This is a genomic window from Blastomonas sp. SL216 (genome assembly GCA_026625625.1).
GTDB lineage: Bacteria > Pseudomonadota > Alphaproteobacteria > Sphingomonadales > Sphingomonadaceae > Blastomonas.
Genome location: CP113055.1, coordinates 1,929,049 through 1,947,422, shown reverse-complemented (window position 1 = coordinate 1,947,422; position 18,374 = coordinate 1,929,049). Strand labels below are relative to the sequence as shown.

At 65.3% G+C, this 18,374-nt stretch carries 16 protein-coding genes; 9 read left to right on the top strand and 7 right to left on the bottom strand.

Translation table 11 applies throughout. The features are described 5' to 3' along the window. Positions 1-521 precede the first annotated feature (521 nt). The 9 genes from OU999_09110 (at position 522) to OU999_09070 (ending at position 11,537) form a co-directional block, all read left to right on the top strand. Entirely contained in the window at positions 522-1,601 is a 1,080-nt protein-coding gene (locus tag OU999_09110; GenBank protein ID WAC21935.1) for a putative urea ABC transporter substrate-binding protein, read from the top strand. 26 nt (positions 1,602-1,627) lie between these two features. Continuing rightward, complete coding sequence (locus tag OU999_09105; protein WAC21934.1) at positions 1,628-2,443, top strand: ABC transporter permease; 816 nt, start codon at positions 1,628-1,630, stop codon at positions 2,441-2,443. Continuing rightward, positions 2,440-3,240: an ABC transporter ATP-binding protein gene (locus tag OU999_09100; GenBank protein WAC21933.1), complete on the top strand. Its 801-nt coding sequence runs from the start codon at positions 2,440-2,442 to the stop codon at positions 3,238-3,240. The genes OU999_09105 and OU999_09100 overlap by 4 nt, the downstream gene beginning before the upstream one ends. Position 3,241: 1 nt before the next feature. Beyond that, positions 3,242-3,718, top strand: coding sequence for a CopG family ribbon-helix-helix protein (locus OU999_09095; GenBank protein WAC21932.1), 477 nt, complete (start codon positions 3,242-3,244; stop codon positions 3,716-3,718). Beyond that, positions 3,715-4,539: an urea carboxylase-associated family protein gene (locus OU999_09090; GenBank protein ID WAC21931.1), complete on the top strand. Its 825-nt coding sequence runs from the start codon at positions 3,715-3,717 to the stop codon at positions 4,537-4,539. The genes OU999_09095 and OU999_09090 overlap by 4 nt, the downstream gene beginning before the upstream one ends. Positions 4,540-4,558: 19 nt before the next feature. Further along, positions 4,559-5,194, top strand: a complete 636-nt coding sequence (locus OU999_09085) for an urea carboxylase-associated family protein (GenBank protein WAC21930.1) — start codon at positions 4,559-4,561, stop codon at positions 5,192-5,194. Further along, positions 5,191-8,784, top strand: coding sequence for an urea carboxylase (gene uca / locus OU999_09080; GenBank protein ID WAC21929.1), 3,594 nt, complete (start codon positions 5,191-5,193; stop codon positions 8,782-8,784). Before OU999_09085 ends, uca begins: the two co-directional genes overlap by 4 nt. Beyond that, positions 8,781-10,550: an allophanate hydrolase gene (gene atzF / locus OU999_09075; protein WAC21928.1), complete on the top strand. Its 1,770-nt coding sequence runs from the start codon at positions 8,781-8,783 to the stop codon at positions 10,548-10,550. Before uca ends, atzF begins: the two co-directional genes overlap by 4 nt. A 69-nt stretch (positions 10,551-10,619) precedes the next feature. After that, complete coding sequence (locus OU999_09070) at positions 10,620-11,537, top strand: YncE family protein (GenBank protein WAC25392.1); 918 nt, start codon at positions 10,620-10,622, stop codon at positions 11,535-11,537. A 45-nt stretch (positions 11,538-11,582) separates the two neighbouring features. On the opposite strand, the gene OU999_09065 is transcribed toward OU999_09070, so the two are convergent. The 7 genes from OU999_09065 to OU999_09035 form a co-directional block, all read right to left on the bottom strand. After that, positions 11,583-11,933 carry a UrcA family protein gene (locus tag OU999_09065; protein WAC21927.1) on the bottom strand — a complete coding sequence of 117 codons (351 nt, stop codon included), beginning with the start codon at positions 11,931-11,933 and terminating at the stop codon, positions 11,583-11,585. Positions 11,934-12,059: 126 nt separating this feature from the next. Further along, complete coding sequence (locus OU999_09060) at positions 12,060-12,428, bottom strand: hypothetical protein (GenBank protein WAC21926.1); 369 nt, start codon at positions 12,426-12,428, stop codon at positions 12,060-12,062. 17 nt (positions 12,429-12,445) lie between these two features. Then, positions 12,446-14,023 (bottom strand): sulfotransferase, encoded by a 1,578-nt coding sequence (locus OU999_09055; protein WAC21925.1) that lies wholly within the window; start codon positions 14,021-14,023, stop codon positions 12,446-12,448. Continuing rightward, the gene (locus OU999_09050; GenBank protein ID WAC21924.1) at positions 14,020-14,919 is read right to left on the bottom strand and encodes a sterol desaturase family protein; all 900 of its coding nucleotides are present in this window, start codon (positions 14,917-14,919) and stop codon (positions 14,020-14,022) included. Before OU999_09050 ends, OU999_09055 begins: the two co-directional genes overlap by 4 nt. A gap of 87 nt (positions 14,920-15,006) precedes the next feature. Then, positions 15,007-15,945 carry a LysR family transcriptional regulator gene (locus tag OU999_09045; protein ID WAC25309.1) on the bottom strand — a complete coding sequence of 313 codons (939 nt, stop codon included), beginning with the start codon at positions 15,943-15,945 and terminating at the stop codon, positions 15,007-15,009. Positions 15,946-16,082: 137 nt separating this feature from the next. Then, positions 16,083-17,123, bottom strand: a complete 1,041-nt coding sequence (locus tag OU999_09040; protein ID WAC25308.1) for an alcohol dehydrogenase family protein — start codon at positions 17,121-17,123, stop codon at positions 16,083-16,085. A 21-nt stretch (positions 17,124-17,144) separates the two neighbouring features. Beyond that, a complete protein-coding gene (locus tag OU999_09035; GenBank protein WAC25307.1) occupies positions 17,145-18,371 on the bottom strand; it encodes an acyl-CoA dehydrogenase family protein in 1,227 nt (408 codons plus the stop codon). Positions 18,372-18,374: the final 3 nt, after the last annotated feature.

Below are 18,374 nucleotides of genomic sequence, written 5' to 3'. Positions count from 1 at the left end.
CAGCGCCTTGCTGGATATCCTGGCAGGCCGGCTTCTGATCCACGAACCCTCGCTCTGGTCAAATGGAACGTCTGGATCGCCACATCTGTAGCGATAGGCAATACGGTATGGATATTACCTAATGCGTCAAGCGTAATAATTTTGCACCTGCTCAGTATGAACATGAAGTTGTGCTGCAGCGCAAAAAATCTTCGGTTTGATGCGGCTTTGCGGCCTGCCGTAACGGCAAGCGATCCAGTGACTTTGCGCGCTGCTATGCACAGAGCTTGTGATGACGAATCGGGAGGTGGCGCTATTTGGCCACAGCCATGGGTGATTCGCTGACTGGATAAAACGGCGATGTTATCGACAATTCCGAGCGCAATCTCGCCGGGTGATGGGGCGCCATCGGTGCGAGGCCGTGCCTGCCACAATGATGGCACGCAGGAATCTTGTTATTACGCTTTTTCATCATCGTAATATTTTTTGGTGGACAAGCCCTGTCGCGCTGGTGATGCTGCACTGCGAAAGGGGATCGAATCATGACACAGCTTTTGCGCAGGCTGACCACCCTGCTGGCGATGATGGGGGCCCTGGCCCTGGCTGCCTGTTCCGGATCCCCTGAAGAGGCCAAGCCCAAGACCGAATTCAATATCGGCTGGTCGATCTATGCGGGATGGATGCCCTGGCCCTATGCGCAACAGGCCGGCATCGTGAAGAAATGGGCCGACAAATACGGCATCAAGATCAACTTCGTGCAGGTCAACGACTATGTGGAGTCGGTCAACCAGTACACGGCCGGCAAGTTCGACGGTGTCACCGTCACCAACATGGATGCGCTGACCATCCCTGCGGCGGGCGGCAAGGACACCACCGCGATCATCATCGGCGATTATTCGAACGGCAATGATGGTGTGCTGCTCAAGGGCGCAAACAGCCTGGCTGCGATCAAGGGGCGGCAGGTCTATCTGGTCGAGCTGTCGGTATCGCATTATCTGCTGACCCGCGGGCTCGAAAAGGCGGGGCTCAAGTCGACCGACGTCAAGACCGTCAACACGTCCGATGCCGATATCGTCGCCGCCTTTGGCGCGGCCGATGTCAACGCTGCGGTGGCGTGGAACCCGCAATTGTCGGTGATGAAGGCGGAGCCTGGCGTCACCCAAGTGTTCAGCTCGGCCGATATTCCCGGCGAGATCCTGGACCTGATGGTGGTCGACAGCGCCACGCTCAAAGCCAATCCCAATCTGGGCAAGGCGCTGGCGGGCATCTGGTACGAAACGGTGGCGCTGATGCAGCGCGACGATGCGGAGGGCAAGGCCGCCCGCGCGGCGATGGCCAAGCTTTCGGGTGCGACACCGGACATGTTCGACAGCCAGCTCGCCACCACCTTCCTCTATGCCGACCCCAAGGCGGCGCTCGCTGCCGCAACGGCGCCCGGGCTGGTCACGACGATGACCCAGGTGCGCGATTTCAGCTTCTCCAAGGGCCTGTTCAAGGGCGCAAGCAGCGCCGATGCGGTGGGCATGGCCTTTCCGGGCGGCAAGGTGCTGGGCGATCCGGCGCGGGTGACCTTGCGCTTTGACGATACGTTCATGAAGCTCGCCGCAGACGGCAAGCTCTGAGCGGGCAACCGGGAAAGGGGGCCGCCATGCGCTGGGTCAACCGCCATCCGAAAAAGGGCGAGCGCATCCTGCTCGGCGCGCTGCCGGTCGTGGTGCTGCTGATCGCCTATCTGATCGTCGCGGCGCAGCGCCATGCCGACAATCCGATGGACAAGATCCTGCCACTGCCCGGGGCGATGATGCAGGCCATGTCGGCGCTGATGTTCCAGGCGGACCAGCTCACCGGGCAGATCACCTTCTGGGCGGATACGCTCGCCAGCCTGCAGCGGCTGGGGCTGGGGTTGGGTATTGCGACGCTGACCGCGCTGATCGTCAGCCTGGTGCTGGGTGTGCTGCCGCCGGTGCGCGCGACCTTCGGCCCGCTGGTAACCGGCATTGCGGTCATCCCGCCGATCGCGCTGCTGCCGATCCTGTTCATCGCGCTGGGGCTGGGCGAGACCGCCAAGATCGCGCTGATCGCCATCGGCGTGGCTCCGGTGATGATCCGCGACATCGCCGCCTATGTCGCCGCGCTCCCCGCCGAACAGATCATCAAGGCGCAGACATTGGGCGCAAGCTCCTGGCAGATCATGATCCGCGTGGCGCTGCCCCAGGCGATGCCGCGGCTGATCCATGCGGTGCGGCTGGCACTGGGGCCTGCCTGGGTGTTCCTGATCTCGGCAGAGGCAATCGCGGCGGACGTGGGGCTGGGTTATCGCATCTTCCTGGTCCGCCGCTATCTCGCGATGGATGTGATCCTGCCCTATGTCGCGTGGATCGCGCTGCTCGCCATCCTGATGGACTGGGCGCTGGCCTTTACCAGCCGCAAGGCCTTTCCCTGGGCAGAAGGGCACGGCCGATGAGCGCTGCTGCTGCACCCATTCTCAGCCTGCAGAACGTGTGGGTCGAATATGGCGACAAGATCGTGCTGGAAAAGGTCGATCTCGACATCCAGCCGGGCTCGTTCGTCTCGATCGTCGGGCCTTCGGGCGCGGGCAAGTCCAGCCTACTGCGCGTCATCCTGGGGCAGGAGCGCCCGACGCGGGGCGCGATCGAACTCGATGGTCAGCCGCTTGCGCCCGAATGCGGGCCCGATCGCGGCGTGGTGTTCCAGCGCTACTCGGTGTTCCCGCACTTGAGCGCGCTCGGCAATGTCGTGTTCGGGCTGGAATGCGAGCAGGCGCCGCTCACCGCGCGGCTGTTCGGTGGCGCGCGCAAGGCGGCGCGCGAGCAGGCCGAAGCGATGCTGGTCGCTGTGGGTCTGGCCGATTCCATGCACCAATATCCCGCGCAGCTTTCCGGCGGCATGCAGCAGCGGCTCGCCATCGCGCAGGCGCTGATCAAGCGGCCGCGCATCCTGCTGCTCGACGAGCCGTTCGGCGCGCTCGATCCCGGCATCCGCGCAGACATGCACGCGCTGATCCAGCAGCTGTGGCAGGATTATGCGCTGACCATCGTCATGGTGACGCACGACATTCGCGAGGCATTCACGCTGGGCACCCGCGTGCTCGCGCTCGACAAGCGCCGGCATGATCCGCACGCGCCGCACCGCTTTGGCGCGACGGCGGTCTACGACCTGTTACTCAACAAGAAGAGCAACCCGGAAAGCCCTGAATCCAAGGGCGTTCTGGAGATTGCCGTCAACCAGGAGAACGCCTGACATGGGCACTGAACCGACCAGCGTCGCAAGGCTGTCGATGAGCCTTCCCAGCGAGCTGTTCCGGCAGCTCGACATGATGGTGGAGGAACGCGGCCTGCCGTCGCGCTCGCAGCTGATCGCCGAACTGATCCGCCACGCGCTTGCTGCGCACGAGGCGACGACGCGCCCGGACGAGATGCTCGCGGGTACGCTGACCATCGTCTATCGCGGCGACCGGGGCCGGGTGCGGCACCAGCTCGCGCAGACCCAGGCCGAATATCTCAAGGAGGTCATCTCCTCGCAGCACGTGTTTCTGGAGGATGACCAGTCGCTCGAGGTGCTGCTGGTACAGGGGCCTGCCGTGCGCCTGAACGACCTGTGCGATGCGCTGCGCCGGGTGCGCGGCGTCCACCAGCTGCAACTCGTCACCACCACCGCCCTGCTGCCACCGCTGTACGAGCCGGATGCGGGCGAACATGCCAAGGGAGCCGCTGCATGACTGCCGTTCTGAGCGATCCGTCCGCCGCCCGCGCGCATGCGCGCAGCATGGCGGGGACGCGCGTCGAATCGATGCCGGTGCTGCCGCCGGTCGCCGATGACCTGCCCGAAGGGGTCGCGGCGGATGACCTGCTGTGGGAAGAGACGATCGCGCCGGGCGGCTATGCCACGCGCAAGCTGGCGCGCGGGACGCGGCTTCGCCTGATCGATACCAGGGGCGATGCCTGTGCGGGGCTGCAGCTGTTCAATGCCGAGATGCCGACCGAGCGGCTGAACGTTGCGGATACGGTGAAGGTGCAATGGAACGCGTATCTGGGCGCGGGCAAGCTGCTGCTCTCGGACATGGGCCGGGTGCTGATGAGCATCGTCGAGGATGATGCGGGGACGCACGATGCGTTCTGCGGCACCTCGAACGCTGCCACCAACGGCGCAAAATACGGAAATGGCAGCAACAGCGGCCCCTATCCCAATGGCCGGGATCGGTTTTTGCTCGGCGCGGCCAAGCACGGGCTGGGGCGGCGCGATGTCCATCCGTGCGTCAACCTGTTCAAGGGCGCGACCATAGCGGAAGACGGCGCCATCGTGCCGCAGGTCGGGCCTTTCGAGCCTGGCCGCCAGGTGCTGCTGCGCGCGGAGATGGACGTGATCGTGGTGATCGCCAACGTCCCCCATGTGCTCGATCCACGCCCCGAATATACCGTGGCCCCGCTGCGGGTCAGCGCCTGGCGCGGGCCGATCACGCCCGAGAACGACCCCATCCGCAATGCGACGCCCGAAGGCCAGCGCGCCTTTGTGAACGTCGAAGACTATTTCCGTCGCTGATCGCAGGAGCCTGAGCCCAATGAGCGCCGACCCGCATGTTTCCGGCCTGTCCGGACCGATTGTTCATGACGCCATCGTCCCCGCACGCGCGCCCTGGCTGCACCATGTCGCTGCCGGGCAGACGCTGCGCATCGTCGATCTGGAAGGCAACCAGGCGGTCGATTTCCTGCTCTATGCCACCGCCGACGATGCCGAACGCTATAGCGCGCAGGATACCGTCGCGGCGCAGGGCAACCTGTTCCTGCGCGAAGGAACGGTGCTGCGATCAAACGAGGGCCGGGCGATGATGACCATCACCGGGACATCGGTCGACTATCATGACACCATTGGCGGTGCATGTTCATGCGAATCCAATACCTTGCGTTACGGCCATCACACCAAGTCCGAACATGCATGCGTCGAGAACTTCCTTGAGGCGAACCTGCTCGAAGGGCGCGGCAAGCGCGACATCGTGTCGAACATCAACTTCTTCATGAACGTGCCGGTCGAAGCCGATGGCTCGCTCGGCATTGTCGACGGGATTTCCGCGCCGGGCCTGACGGTCGATCTGCGCGCCGAGATGGACGTGACCGTGGTCGTCTCCAACTGTCCGCAGATCAACAATCCCTGCAACGGCTTCAACCCCACGCCCGTCCGCATGATCGTCACCGCATGAGCTACGATACGGTCCTGATTGCCAATCGCGGTGCCATTGCCACCCGGATCATCCGCACGCTGCGGGCCATGGGGCTGCGCTCGGTCGCGGTCTATTCCGAAGCCGACGAGGATTCGCTGCATGTGGCACTCGCCGACGAGGCGGTGTGCATCGGCCCGGCGCGGGCGAGCGAGAGCTATCTTAACGTCCCTGCGATCCTGGAAGCGGCGCGCGCCACCGGGGCAGGGGCGATCCATCCGGGCTATGGCTTTCTCGCCGAGAACGCCGATTTCGCCGAGGCCTGCGCGGCAGCGGGCATCGTGTTCATAGGCCCCAGCCCCGAGAATATCCGGACCTTCGGGTTGAAGCACAGCGCGCGCGCGCTCGCCGCCGCGCATGATGTGCCGCTGGCACCGGGCACCGATCTGCTGACCGACGAGGCCGAAGCGGTCGAGGCGGCAGAGCGCATCGGCTTTCCGATCATGCTCAAGGCGACGGCGGGCGGCGGCGGCATCGGCATGCGCGTGTGCGAGGATGCCGATGCCGTGCGCGACGGCTTTGCCACCGTCGCACGGCTTGGCCAGGGTAATTTCGGCGATTCCGGCGTTTTCCTGGAGCGGTTCATCCGCCGCGCCCGGCATATCGAGGTCCAGATTTTCGGCGATGGCGCGGGCAAGGTCGTGGCTTTGGGCGAGCGCGACTGCTCGCTGCAGCGCCGCAACCAGAAGGTCGTCGAGGAAGCGCCCGCACCGTTGCTCCCGCAAGCGATCCGCGCCGAGCTCTATGCCGCTGCGATCCGGCTGGGTCAGGCGGCGCGCTATCGCTCCGCTGGCACGGTCGAATTCCTCTACGATGCCGAGCGGCAGGAATTCTTCTTTCTGGAGATGAACACCCGGCTTCAGGTCGAACATGGCGTGACCGAAGAGGTCATGGGCATCGATCTGGTCGAATGGATGGTGCGCGGCGGGCAGGGCGATTTCGCGTTTCTGGGCGATGCGCCAACCACGCCCCGCGGCCATTCGGTGCAGGTCCGCCTGTACGCCGAGGACCCTGCGCAGGATTATCGCCCGACCTCCGGCACGCTGACATCGGTCCAGTTTCCCGCCGACATCCGCACCGAAACCTGGGTGATGGCGGGCAGCACGGTGAGCAGCTGGTACGACCCGATGCTCGCCAAGCTGATCGTGCATGCCGAGACGCGCGAACTGGCCGTCGCCGCGATGCAGGCGGCGCTCGACGACGCCCGGATCGATGGCATCGAGAGCAATCTGCGCTGGCTGCGCGAAGTGGTGCGCGCGCCTGCGTTCGTCACCGGCGAGGTGTCCACGCGCGCGCTGGAAAGCGTGGTTTATCACCCCCAGAGCATCCAGGTGGTGAGCGGCGGTACCGCGACCACGGTGCAGGACTGGCCGGGACGTCAGAAGCTCTGGGCGGTCGGCGTGCCGCCCTCGGGGCCGATGGACGACCAGTCGTTCCGCCTCGGCAACCGGCTGCTCGGCAATCCCGAGGGCACATCCGGGCTGGAGCTGACGCTGACCGGGCCGACGCTGCTGTTCAACGCGCCCGCGCGCATCTGCCTGACGGGTGCGGATTTCAGCGCGATGCTGGATGGTGCGCCGGTGCCGCTGGGTCAGGCGGTCGAGATCGCAGCGGGCCAGACGCTGAGTCTGGGGCGCGCCAAACAGGGCGGCCTGCGCGGTTACATCCTGTTCGCAGGCGGGCTCGACATCGCACCCTATCTGGGCAGCACCAGCACGTTCGAGCTCGGCCAGTTCGGCGGCCATGCGGCGCGGCGGCTGCTCGCGGGCGATACCCTGCATCTGGCCGGGGCGGCGACGTCCGACCCGCTGCCGAAGGTCGCGCTGCCCCCGATCGGCAGCGAATGGACGCTGCGCGTGCTCTATGGCCCGCATGGCGCGCCCGATTTCTTCACCCACGGCGATATCGACACGCTGATTTCGGCCGAATGGCAGGTGCATTATAATTCCAACCGCACCGGCGTGCGCCTTGTCGGCCCCAAGCCGCAATGGGCGCGCAAGGATGGCGGTGAGGCGGGGCTGCATCCGTCGAACATCCACGACAACCCCTATGCCATCGGCGCGGTCGACTTTACCGGCGACATGCCGATCATCCTGGGGCCGGACGGACCGTCGCTAGGCGGGTTCGTCTGCCCGTTCGTGGTAATCGCGGCGGACCGCTGGAAGATCGGGCAGCTGACCCCCGGCGACAAGCTCCGCTTCGTACCCGTCAACGCGCATGATGCCTTTGCGGCGGACAGCCTGCAGCGGCGGCTGGTCGCGACCGGCGAGGCGCATATGGAAAGCCCTGCGCGGCCGATCGAGACGCTCTCGCCGATCCTGGGCATCATTGCCGAAGGGCCGCAGCGCCCGCGCACCGTGTATCGCCAGCAGGGCGACCGCAACATCCTGGTCGAATATGGCCCGATCGTGCTCGACATCGAGCTGCGCATCCGCGTGCAGGCGCTGCTGACCGAGCTTGAGCGGATGGCACTGCCCGGCGTGATCGACATCGTGCCCGGCATCCGGTCGCTGCAATTCCATTTCGATGGCAGCACGATGACGCAGGGCGCGGCATTGGCAGCGCTGATGGCGGCGGAAGAGCGGCTGGGCGATCTGGAGGATTTCACCATCCCCTCGCGCATCGTCCACCTGCCGCTGAGCTGGCGCGATCCGGCGACAATCGAGACGATCGAGAAGTACATGGGCACGGTGCGCGACGATGCGCCCTGGTGCCCGGACAATATCGAGTTCATCCGCCGCATCAACGGCCTGCCCGACGCCGCGGCGGTCGAAAACCTCATCTTCCAGACCAATTATCTCGTACTGGGCCTGGGCGATGTGTACCTCGGCGCGCCGGTCGCAACTCCGGTCGATCCGCGCCACCGGCTGGTGACGACCAAATACAACCCGGCACGCACCTGGACTCCGCCCAATGTCGTCGGCATCGGCGGCGCGTATATGTGCATCTACGGCATGGAGGGGCCGGGCGGGTACCAGCTGTTCGGGCGGACCATCCAGGTGTGGAACACCTATCGCCAGACCGAGGCGTTTACCGAGGGCAAGCCCTGGCTGCTGCGCTTCTTCGACCAGATCCGCTTCTATCCGGTGAGCGCGGAAGAGCTGGCCGAATGGCGGCGCGATTTCCCAAGCGGCAGGCGCTCGATCCGCATCGAGCCATCCGAATTCCGCCTCGCCGATTATCGCGCGTTCCTCGCCGACAATGCGGAATCGATCAGCGCGTTCGAGGCGCAGCGCCAGGCGGCGTTCGATGCCGAGCGCGCCGAATGGCAACGTCTGGGCGAATTCGACCGCGTCGATCCGGCGGATTTGGTGGTCAGCGAGGTGCAGGCGGTCGACGTGCCCGAAGGCGCTGATCTGGTCGAAACACCGTTCGGCGGCAGCGTGTGGAAGATGCTGGTCGAGGTCGGCGACGAGGTGGCGGCGGGCGATGCCATCGCGATCATCGAGGCGATGAAGATGGAATGCCGCGTCGATAGCCCAGGCGCGGGCACGGTCGCGGCGCTTTATGCGCGCGAGCGGCAATCGGTGCAGCCGGGCGAGCCAATCCTGGCGCTGACGAGGCACGGATGAGCGCGCCGTTCCGCCTCAGCGCCACGAACATCGCGCAGGCCGTCATGCGCGGCGAGACCAGCGCGGTGGAACAGGCGCAAGCCGCGCTCGAACGCATCGCGGCTTATGATGCGGTCCAGCCGCAGATCTGGATCAGCCGCGCATCGCCGGACGCGCTGCTCGATGCGGCGCGCGCCATTGATGCGCGGGTTGCGGCGGGCGAGCATCTGCCGCTCGCCGGCGTGCCCTTTGCGGTGAAGGACAATATCGACGTTGCCGGGTTCGAGACGACTGCGGCTTGCCCCGCTTTCGCCTATGCGCCGGAGGGCTCCGCCACGGTTGTCGAGCGGATGCTGGCAGCAGGCGCGCTGTGCGTCGGCAAGACCAATCTCGACCAGTTCGCCACCGGGCTCAATGGTACGCGCAGCCCTTATGGCGCGCCGCGCAACGCGCATAACCTGGCCTATGTCAGCGGCGGATCGAGCTCGGGCTCAGCCAGCGCGGTGGCCGCGGGGCTGGTGGCGTTCGCGCTCGGCACCGACACCGCCGGTTCGGGCCGCGTGCCCGCAGCCTTCCAGCACCTGTTCGGGTTCAAGCCCAGCAAGGGGCGCTGGAGCACGCAAGGGCTGGTGCCTGCCTGCCGATCGATCGACTGCATCAGCGTGTTCACCGACGATACCGCGGATGCACGGCTGATCGATACCATCGTCGCGGGTTATGACGCGGCGGATGCCTGGTCCAAGCCGCTCGCCGATGCACCGCGCAGCCACCGCACCATCGGCGTGCCGCGCCGTGACCAGCGCCTGTTCTTCGGCGATACAGAAGCGGAATATCTCTACGACAAGGCGCTGGAGGTGCTGGCGGGCCTGGGGACGGTGGTCGAGATCGACTATGCCCCGCTGCAGGAGGCTGCGCAGCTGCTTTATGGTGGCCCTTGGGTCGCCGAGCGGACCGCTGCGCTGGCCGATCTGCTCGCCACCAAACCCGATGCCATCGACCCCACGGTGCGCGAGATCGTGTCGGCAGGGCTGGAGACCCGGGCGGTCCATCTGTTCAAGGGCATCTACCGGCTGGCCGAACTGAAGCGCCATGCCGATGCGCTTTGGGACAGCATCGACGTGATGGCCTTCCCCACCACCGGGACCACCTATCGCGTGGCCGAAATGCTGGCCGCGCCGATAGCCCTCAACAGCGCGCTCGGCTTCTACACCAATTTCGTCAACCTGCTCGACATGGCGGCGCTCGCCGTGCCCGCAGGCGCGCGCGGCAACGCCACCGGGTTCGGCATCACGCTGATCGGCCCTGCCGATACCGACCGCGCGCTGCTCGACATGGCCGATGCCTATCGCGCCGCAGCGTCGCTTCCACCGCCACCACCGCTCGATCTGGAGGGCAAAATGCAGACCGTGAAACTCGCCGTCGTTGGCGCGCACTTGAAGGACATGCCGCTGCACTGGCAGCTCACCTCGCGCGAGGCAAAATTCGTCGGCGCGTTCGAGACCGCGCCCGAATACCGGCTCTATGCGATCGCCAATTCGGTGCCGCCCAAGCCGGCACTGGTCCATAGCGGCGAGGGGGCATCGATCGCGGTCGAGGTATATGAGCTCGGCGTCGCCGAGTTCGGCAGCTTCACCGTCGAGGTGCCGCCGCCGCTGGCTATCGGCACGGTGACCTTGTCCGATGGCTCCAGCGTCAAGGGTTTCGTCGCCGAGCCGCGTGCGCTGACTGGTGCTGAGGACATCACCCATCTGGGCGGCTGGCGCGCCTATATCGCGCAGCTCACCTGACTTCAGCCAACGCGTCTCATCTCAAGGAAAGGGCCGACCATGCAGAATTTCCGCAAGACCGCCACCGTCATGGCCGCTGGTCTCTCCGCCTTTGCGGTCACCCCGGCCATGGCCGAGCAGGTGATCGATGTGCCCGGTTTCGCCGATTTCCTGGCGGTGGAGGGCGACAGCGTCTGGGCCACCAATGACGGTCGGGTCGAACGCTGGTCACGCAGCGGCAAGCAGGCTGCCGTCGCCATGGGCCGGCCATGCGGCGCGATGGCAATCCATGCCGGCAGCCTGTGGGTGGCCGATTGCAAGGAAAACGCGGTCGTCCGCATTGATACTGCCAAGGCCGAGAAGGTCGCGACCATCGCCACCGGGATCGCCAATCCCAAGGGCGAGCTGAACGTGGTTGCGGGCGCGGGATCGATCTGGGTGGCGAGCGACAACAAGGGCGTCGTCTCGCGGATCGATCCGGCAACCAACAGCGTGGTGGCAACGATCACGGTGACGCCGGGCACCCACTATCTGGCCTTTGGCTTTGATGCCGTCTGGGCGGTGAGCAGCGATGGCAAGACCATCCAGCGCATCGACCCTGCGACCAATACGGTGACCAGCACGACAACGCTCGGCACGTCGCCCGGCTTTCTGACGGCGGGTGAGGGCGCGGTCTGGGTACAGGAGCAGGGCGATGGCACCGTGGCGCGGATCGATCCGGCCACGGGTGCGGTGACCGGCCGGGTCAAGGTCGGCAAGGTGCTGGCTTATGGCGATATCGATACCGGGGCGGGCATGGTGTGGCTGCGCACGACCGAGGAGCAGACCTTTGTCGCGATCGACCCCAAGGCGCTGACCGTTGTCGCGCGGCTGGGCAAGGCGGAGGGCAGCGGTGCGCTGCGTTATGCGGGCGATGGGCTTTGGACCTCGGCGCATGACGTGCACACGCTGACCTGGTGGCCTCAGCCCATTCTCTCTCCAGCGCCGAACCTGGCATCCGCAAAATGACCTGTCCGCGACCGGGCATTCCGGTCGCGGATCAGGACAGGCAGATCAGCGGAGCGACGCGAGACGCGTGGCCGACGCGCCGTTCGCGCGAGCGATGCGCTGTTCGATCTGTGCGCGAACATCGGCAGCGACCGACGTGCGGCATTCCTGGGTCTTGGCTTCCAGGGCCAGGTGCACCCCCGACAGGCGCTCGCCGCACACTGCGCGGGCGGCCTGATCGACGCGAATGGCAAGGCGCTGCTGGCCATCGGCGGTCGACAAGTCGAGATCCTGAAGGTTCAGGATCGCCTTGTCCTTGGCGAAGGGATTGTCGGTGGCGGGGGTTTCGCTCGCCGCTGCGCCAGTGGCGGACAGCGCGAACGCGACGGTGGCAAGCGCCACAAGCCGGGTCTTCATGGGTTTTTCTCCTGCGTCAGACGAATGCAGCTCTGCGGCCGCTGCGGCACGCTATAGCCGCAGAGGAGAAAACTTTCAATATATATCCCGGTTTTGTACTTTTATTACTTTGCTCTGACCCCGTTATTACTTGACCGAGACGACCAGCATGGCGAGATCGCCGCGTGTTCCCAGCAGCCCGACCGGCAGCCGCGTGCTATGTTCTTCATTTGCAACCGAAACCAGGATGCTGCGCGCATAGGGGGCCGACCAGTGGCGCAGCCTGGCCACCGGCACGCGCGCCGTCCAGTGATGCTGGCCGGTGACCGCAATATCATGCCCATTGATCTTCACCGGCGCACCGGCATCGGCCCTGTGTCCGGACAGCCGCAGACAGCTTTCAGCGCCGCATTCGACCACGCGCAGACTCGGCGCACCATCGGGCTGCGCCAGGGCAGGGGCGGCCATGCCGGATGCGGCCAGCAACAGGGCGGCAGGAGCCAAGAGACGCGACATAGGCGGAAAACTCCCTTTCATGTGGCGGAAATGCCGTGCTGTTCGAAGAAGCGCGCGACCGGGCCCAGCACATCGGCATGGCGCTTCCAGCGTGCGACCGAATCGGCATAGATCGGGCGGCGCACCTGCGCGGCGCTGGGGGTGGAAACCGGGGCTGCATTGGTGTGGAACGCCAGGCAGTCGTCCGACCAGTCCAGCCCGGCATGATCAAGCAGGCGGCGCGTCTGGCCCTGCTGGTCGGCGATCAGATCCTCATACTGCACTTCGAGCACACGACCTGGCAGGGCGTCCGCCCAGAAGCGCATAAGTCGGTCGAACCGCGCATAATAGGCCGCGATGTCGAGCAGGTCGTAGCTGTAATCATAATAGCGCGAGCTGACCGCGAACAGGTTGCGGAAGTTGCTGAGCACCGTGTCCATCGGGTGACGGCGCAGGCAGATGATCCGCGCCTGGGGCAGCGCGCGGGCGATGACGCCGACATACTGGAAATTGCCGGGAAACTTGTCGGTGAAGCGCAGGCCCGTGTCGCGGCGGTGGTGACGCGCGCGGTCGATAAAGTCGCGGCCGATGGCGCCCATATCAGCGCCCGCTGCGGCCGCCATGGTTTCGGGATCGAGCACATTGCGACTGCGCGTGCCCGAGGCGCGCTTCACCGCGAGCGGCATCGCCTGCAGCTCGCCTGCGCTCTCGACATCCGGATGCGACGACAGGATGCGGTCGACCAGCGTCGTGCCGGTGCGCGGCATCCCGATGATGAAGATCGGTGCCTCGGCCGGCACATTGGTCTGCGGCCCAGTCTGCATCCGCGCCCATGCCGCCTCGATCGCGTCGAAATTGGCGGCGTCGCGCGAAAAGTCATAATCGAGCGCGCGGCGATGCTCGCCATTGGCCTCGCACAATATGTCGAGCGCGCGCTCGGGCTCGCCGACATCCTCCAGTTCCTTGGCGAGCGCATAGCCCAGCAGCAGCCGGTCGCGACCATCGCGCGCCTGGGCATAGGTCTGGCCGAGCCGCGCCACATGGTTGGTCGTCGCGCTCTGCTTGCGCAGGCTGGCGAGCAGATGATGCGCGCGGGCATGGCCGGGGACCATGGCGATCAGCGCCTCGAGCGCCACGTCCGCCTGGTCCACCCGGCCGAGAAAGTTGAGCGTGACCGCAAGATTGTAGCGATACTCGCTATTGTCCGGGTGGAGCCGCACCGCCTCGCGGAAATGGTCCAGCGCGGCCTGGTGGTTGCCGAGCCGGGCATAGACGCAGCCCATGGTGTCGCGGCTCAGCGCATCCTTGGGCAGCGCGCTTTCAGCCTCTGCCAGCACCGTTGCCGCATCGCCATCGCGCCGTACCATCGAATAGAGCTTGGCCAGTTGCGCGCGATATTCGCCTTGCGGGTCCAGCGCCACCGCGCGCTCCAGACAGGCGATGCCCTGCGCGATACGCCCCGTGCTCGATTCGGCGATGCCGAGCAGGAAATGCCCCTCGGCGTCGCGCGGATTGTCGGCAATCAGCGATGCGGCGAACTGGTGCGTGGCGTACATGTCCCCGTCGGCGAGAGCCTGGCGCGCCGCATCGATTCGGTGGACACGCGTGCCGATCATGCCGGGGCGCTGCTCCCGCCATTGTCGGTCCGCCGCGCCTTCCAGCGATCGATCAGCGGCTGGAAGGGAAAGATCGTCTGCTCCCAGATGGTCAGACGCTTGCGGTCGTCCTGCCCCACCAGCACGCCTTCGCCTTCCTTGTAGGTGCCGAAGATGCGATCGAGCAGGATCAGCGAATTGCCGTAATTGCAACGGGTCGCCTCATAATCGGTCGAGTGGTGCAGGCTGTGGTGGCGGATGGTGGTGAAGAAGAACGAATACCAGATCGGCGGATCGGCCTTCACATTGGCATGCGCGAAGGTGGAGATGACGTTGAGCACATTGAGCCCCGCGAACAGCGCGGTCAGATCGAAATCGAAGAACGCCAGGACGCTCAGGCTGATGAGGAACAGCTCGATCGGATTGCCGACATAGCCCTTGGCGGCGTTAAGCTGGGTGATGTGATGATGCGGCGCGTGGGTCAGCCAGAAGGGCGTCGAATTGTGCATCAGCCGGTGCATCCAGTACTGGCCGAATTCCAGGATAACGATGACCATGATGACCTGCACCAGCCACGGCACCTGCGCCATCCACGTGGTGCTGATGCCCAGCCAGTCCTTGAGCACAAGCAGCGGATCCTCGGCGAGCGTCTTGCTCAGCCAGGCGATCAGCGTCGAGCTGAGGACGACATAGAACAGGTCGGTGCGAAACTCCTGCCAGTTCATCCGCCAGCCCTGGTGGCGTTCGTGCACCAGTTCGAGCAGCAGCACGGTGATGGTGATCGCCGAAGAGGTGACGATCAGCATCCACGGCAATCCCGTCACCGATTTGGGGGCAAAAGCCCAGAACATCACGACCAGTGCGACCATGGCAGGTGGCACGTGGTTGAAGATCTTGGCCTTGAAGGAATCCGTCATCGCGCAGCTCCGAAACTCTCGGGAAGACTGCGCTGCGGTGCATCATGCCGGGAGAGGCAAAAATGCGATGAAAGTCATAGCCTGTGTCTATGTCTCGCGCATGGCCCTGACGCGGCGGAAAACCTCGTCCCAGAACAGCTGGGTCGCAGTGTCGCGCGCCGGATCGCTGCGGGCGAGCAGATAGATGTCATAGGCCGGCTCGATGTCCGCATAGAGCATGGGCCAGAGCCTGCCCCTGGCGACATCCTTCTCCGCCGCCAATACGGGGAGAAAGCCGATACCGACGCCGAGACTGATCAGCCGCTGCGCCTCGTTGATGTCCTCGGCCAGCCCGCTGACCTTGGTGCCCAGCCCGTTGCGCCGCCGCAGGTTCGTGATCAGCTCGATCTCGTCATCGCCTGTCAGGACGAAATGGTCCTCGCGAAGCTCGTTGAGGCGGCTGAAGCGATGGCCGAAATGGGGGCTGGCGCGCGAGCAATAGAGCTGCTGGCGCTCGACCAGCAGCGGTTCGTATTTCAATCCCCCGCGCACGCTGCTGTCATAGCTGACGCCGATCTCGACCTCGCCCTGTTCCAGCGCATCGAGAACCTGGCGCCATGGCGAGACGCGGATTTCGATATGGATATCCGGATTGCGCCGATGGAAGCTGGCGATCGCCTCGTCGAACTCGGGCGAGATCAGCCCGGAGACGATCTGGATCCGCACAAAGCCTTCGACCCTCTTGGTCGCCTGCGCGATCTGGTGCGGCATCATTCGCGCCGACTCGAGCATGTCCTCGCACAAGGCCATCATCGCCTTGCCCGCAGGGGTCATCTCGACCCCGGTGGCGGTGCGGATCAGCAGCGACGTGCCGACATGCTCTTCCAGCCGCTTCAAGGCCGCGCTGATGCTGGGCTGCTGGCGGTTGAGCTTGCGCGCCGCCGCGCCGATTCCGCCCGCGCGCACGATATCGACAAAGGTGCGCAGCAGGTTCCAGTCCACCCTGGTGGCGAACTTGCGATCAATCAACGGTTCCCGGTCGGGCATGCGGCAATCCCCCCGCAAGTTGCTCCATCATGCCACCGTGTCGCAATGATACCGCAGCAGCAGGCGCTATATCATAGACCAGGTTGATGTCATCCGTGCAAAAATGGCCTGCATCACTATGCCTTGCCGCGAAGGCCTCAGTCCGGCGTAAGCACCATTTTCAGGGTGCCGGCATCGCGCTGGTCGAAAAGGGCATAAGCCTGCTCACCCTGGCTCAGCGGCAGCCGGTGCGAGATATAGCGTTCGGGCTTGAGCCGACCCGATTGCACCAGCGGAAACAGCGTCGGCAGCTCTTCGGGAACCGAACAGGTGCCGATGCGGAAGGTCAGCCCGGCACCAAAGGCGCGCTCCAGCGGGAAGGGGAAGCGCCGCGACTGCTGCACGCCGATCACCGAAACCGTGCCGCGCGGGCGGACCAGCCGCAGGGCCAGGTCCACGGTCGCGTCGCGCCCCACCACCTCGATCGCGCAATCGAGCTTGCGCCCCCGCGTTGCTGCGCGGATCGTCTCCAGCGCTTCATCGGGGTGCAGCGCGACCGCGCCAGCCTCTTCTGCGCGCGCGCGCCGTTCGGGCACCGGGTCGATCGCATAGACGACATGCGCGCCCATCACGAATGCGCTGTCCACCGCCATCAGGCCGATCGGCCCCAGCCCGACCACGGCGACGCTGCTGCCCGGCACGATATCGGCATTGCGCGCGCCGAACCAGGCGGTGGCGAGCGCATCGGTCATCATCAATGCCTGTTCTGCGCTGATCCCTTCAGGAATGGCGACCGCATTGGCATCGGCCGCCGGAACCCGCACCGCCTCGGCCTGCGAGCCCTGCAGCTGCGCGGAGAGCCCGTAGCACGACGCCATGCCATTCTCGCAGAGATTGACGACACCGGCACGGCACGGACGGCAGCTGCCGCACCCGACCGCAGCGGGGATCATCACCTTGTCGCCGACTTTCAGCCGCGTGACTCCGCGACCGATCTCCACGACTTCGCCGACCGCTTCATGCCCGACGCAAAAGCCGGTATCTTCGGAAAAGCCATGGCCGTGATAGATATGCAGGTCGCTGCCGCAGATCGAGCAGGCCTGGACCTGGACGATGGCATCGCGGTCCGATTGCGGCACGGGGTCGTCCATGCTTTCGTAGCGAATGTCATGCGCGCCAAAATAACGAAGGGCTTTCATGCCGGGGCTCTCCTGCAGCGATCAATGGCGGTTGGCGGAAACATATTCGGCAATCTTCTGCTTGCCCAGCTGCCCCATATGCACCTCGTCCGGGCCGTCGGCGATGCGGATATAGCGGTTGAGCGTGAAGAAATAGGCGATCGGCGTATCCTCGCTCACGCCCATGCCGCCATGCGCCTGGATGGCGCGATCGGCGACGGTCTGCGCCATCTGCGGGGCGACGACCTTGATCGCGGCGATCAGATCCTTGGCCACCTTGTTGCCATAGCGGTCCATCGCGTCGGCCGCCTTCAAGGTGAGCAACCGGGCCATTTCGATCTCGCAAAAGCTGCGCGCCACATCCTGGCGGATGCTGCTCTGGTCGGCCAGCTTGCGGCCAAAGGCCACGCGGCTGTCGACACGGCGGGCCATCAGCTCGAGCGCGCGCTGCGCCTGGCCGATCGAACGCATGCAATGGTGGATGCGGCCCGGCCCGAGCCGTCCCTGTGCGATCTCGAAACCGCGCCCTTCGCCCAGGATCAGGTTCTCGCGCGGCACGCGGACATTGTCGAAGCGCAGTTCGCACTCGCCGCCGGGTGAGTTCATCGATCCGAACACGGTCTGGTTGCGCACCACGGCGACACCGGGCGTATCGCGCGGCACGATGATCTGCGAATGCTGCGCGTGGCGCGGCGCATCGAAATCGGTCTTGCCCATCACGATGAACAGCGCGCATTGCGGGTGCATCGCGTTCGATATCCACCATTTGCGCCCGTTGATCACATAATCGTCGCCATCGGGGGTGATCGACAGCTGCAAATTGGTGGCGTCGGACGAGGCGACCTGCGGTTCGGTCATCACATAGGCAGAGCGGATTGCGCCATCGAGCAGCGGCTTGAGCCAACGCTCCTGTTGCTCGGGCGAGCCGAACTTGGCCAGCACTTCCATGTTGCCGGTATCGGGCGCGGAACAGTTGAACGCCTGGCTCGCCCAGGGCACCCGCCCCATCATCTCGGCGAGCGGGGCATATTCCAGATTGGTCAGCCCCGGCGAGAATGCACCATATTCGTGCGGAAGGAACAGGTTCCACAGACCCTGCGCGCGCGCCTTTTCCTTGAGCGCGGCCATGCCCGGCCATTCCTGCCACAGATTGTGGTGATCGTGGACAAAGTCGTAATAGGCGCGCTCATTGGGGTAGACATGTTCGTCCATGAACGCTTCCAGCCGGGCCAGCAGCGCCTTGACCTTTTCGCTATACTCAAAGTCCATCGG

Excerpts from the sequence above, each read along its gene's own strand:
- OU999_09100 (WAC21933.1), top strand. The coding sequence starts at position 2,440 with ATGAGCGCTGCTGCTGCACCCATTCTCAGCCTGCAGAACGTGTGGGTC.
- atzF (WAC21928.1), top strand. The coding sequence starts at position 8,781 with ATGAGCGCGCCGTTCCGCCTCAGCGCCACGAACATCGCGCAGGCCGTC.
- OU999_09045 (WAC25309.1), bottom strand. The coding sequence starts at position 15,945 with ATGCCCGACCGGGAACCGTTGATTGATCGCAAGTTCGCCACCAGGGTG.
- OU999_09060 (WAC21926.1), bottom strand. The coding sequence starts at position 12,428 with ATGTCGCGTCTCTTGGCTCCTGCCGCCCTGTTGCTGGCCGCATCCGGC.
- OU999_09105 (WAC21934.1), top strand. The coding sequence starts at position 1,628 with ATGCGCTGGGTCAACCGCCATCCGAAAAAGGGCGAGCGCATCCTGCTC.
- OU999_09035 (WAC25307.1), bottom strand. The coding sequence starts at position 18,371 with ATGGACTTTGAGTATAGCGAAAAGGTCAAGGCGCTGCTGGCCCGGCTG.
- OU999_09050 (WAC21924.1), bottom strand. The coding sequence starts at position 14,919 with ATGACGGATTCCTTCAAGGCCAAGATCTTCAACCACGTGCCACCTGCC.
- OU999_09055 (WAC21925.1), bottom strand. The coding sequence starts at position 14,023 with ATGATCGGCACGCGTGTCCACCGAATCGATGCGGCGCGCCAGGCTCTC.
- OU999_09110 (WAC21935.1), top strand. The coding sequence starts at position 522 with ATGACACAGCTTTTGCGCAGGCTGACCACCCTGCTGGCGATGATGGGG.
- OU999_09040 (WAC25308.1), bottom strand. The coding sequence starts at position 17,123 with ATGAAAGCCCTTCGTTATTTTGGCGCGCATGACATTCGCTACGAAAGC.
- OU999_09065 (WAC21927.1), bottom strand. The coding sequence starts at position 11,933 with ATGAAGACCCGGCTTGTGGCGCTTGCCACCGTCGCGTTCGCGCTGTCC.
- uca (WAC21929.1), top strand. The coding sequence starts at position 5,191 with ATGAGCTACGATACGGTCCTGATTGCCAATCGCGGTGCCATTGCCACC.
- OU999_09090 (WAC21931.1), top strand. The coding sequence starts at position 3,715 with ATGACTGCCGTTCTGAGCGATCCGTCCGCCGCCCGCGCGCATGCGCGC.
- OU999_09095 (WAC21932.1), top strand. The coding sequence starts at position 3,242 with ATGGGCACTGAACCGACCAGCGTCGCAAGGCTGTCGATGAGCCTTCCC.
- OU999_09070 (WAC25392.1), top strand. The coding sequence starts at position 10,620 with ATGGCCGCTGGTCTCTCCGCCTTTGCGGTCACCCCGGCCATGGCCGAG.
- OU999_09085 (WAC21930.1), top strand. The coding sequence starts at position 4,559 with ATGAGCGCCGACCCGCATGTTTCCGGCCTGTCCGGACCGATTGTTCAT.